General features: G+C 69.9%; 1 protein-coding gene. It reads left to right on the forward strand.

Annotation, left to right across the window (positions count from 1 at the left end):
* A partial coding sequence (locus tag SB771_RS36090) for an AraC family ligand binding domain-containing protein (protein WP_410722174.1) occupies positions 1–249 on the forward strand: 249 nt, incomplete at both ends.

The following is a 249-nucleotide window of genomic DNA, read 5'->3' on the forward strand; positions in this document are numbered from 1 at the left end:
GTGATCAATCCCGGCGAAGTCCACACGGGCTCGCGCGCGACCGACGAAGGGTGGTGCTATCGCGTCAGCTACGTGCCGGTTGCTTACCTGCGCACGCTGGCCAGCACGATCGTCGGCCGGCCGCAGGACGCGCCGTGGTTCCCGAACGGCGTGATCCGCGACACCGATCTCGCGGCACGACTCGCGCGCGCGCACCGAATGATGGAGGCCGGGAGCGAGTGCGTGGCGGGTGAACGCGTGGATTCGGCG

It is taken from the genome of Burkholderia sp. SIMBA_051 (assembly GCF_046534915.1).
Lineage (GTDB): Bacteria > Pseudomonadota > Gammaproteobacteria > Burkholderiales > Burkholderiaceae > Burkholderia > Burkholderia ambifaria.